This is a genomic window from Variovorax sp. P1_H2 (genome assembly GCF_056405295.1).
In genome coordinates this window covers 1-777 of sequence record NZ_JBFUCJ010000300.1, presented here as the reverse complement: position 1 = coordinate 777, position 777 = coordinate 1, and the positions used below count along the sequence as shown (strand labels likewise).

1 protein-coding gene is annotated in these 777 nt (G+C 65.4%); it reads left to right on the top strand.

Features of this window, described 5'->3' with window-relative positions:
- The coding region (locus AC1D2E_RS36010) for a carbohydrate ABC transporter permease (RefSeq protein ID WP_478201816.1) at nucleotides 1–650 on the top strand (650 nt) is incomplete at its 5' end.
- Nucleotides 651–777: the final 127 nt, after the last annotated feature.

The following is a 777-nucleotide window of genomic DNA, read 5'->3' as shown; positions in this document are numbered from 1 at the left end:
AGGTACAGCGCCGCAGCGACTATCTCCTCTATGCCCAGAACTCGCTGATCACCAGCGTGGGCTCGACGATCCTCGGCCTTCTGATCGCGGCGCCGGCGGCGTACTCGATGGCCTTCTTTCGCACGAGGCGCACGCGCGACATCCTGATGTGGATGCTCTCGACCAAGATGATGCCGGCCGTCGGCGCGCTGGTGCCGATCTACGTGATCGCGCAGACCGCGGGCCTGCTCGATTCGAGGACCGCGCTGCTGGTCGTCTTCACGTTGTCCAACCTGCCGATCATGGTGTGGATGCTCTACACGAGCTTCAAGGACATTCCCAGCGAGATCCTCGAGGCCGCGCGCATGGACGGTGCCAATCTCTGGACGGAGTTTCGCAACGTCGTGATGCCGCTGTCGATCGGTGGCCTCGCATCCTGCGGTCTGCTGTGCCTCGTGCTGAGCTGGAACGAGTCCTTCTGGGCGCTCAACCTCAGTTCCGCCAAAGCCGGCACGCTGGCGACGTTGATCGCCTCGTACTCGAGCCCCGAAGGCCTCTTCTGGGCCAAGCTCTCCGCCGCTTCACTGATGGCCATCGCGCCCATCGTGGTGTTCGGCTGGTTCAGCCAGAAGCAGCTCGTCCAGGGCCTGACCTTCGGCGCGGTGAAATGAGCTCGCCCCCAGGTTGGCTCACTTCGTGCAGCCGCCCACCCCCTACCGGGGGCGCCGCCAGCGGCCCGGCAAAGCCGGTTCCGCGGCAGCCCACGAAAAGGCATCGCGTCTCAGGCACCGCGCCAAC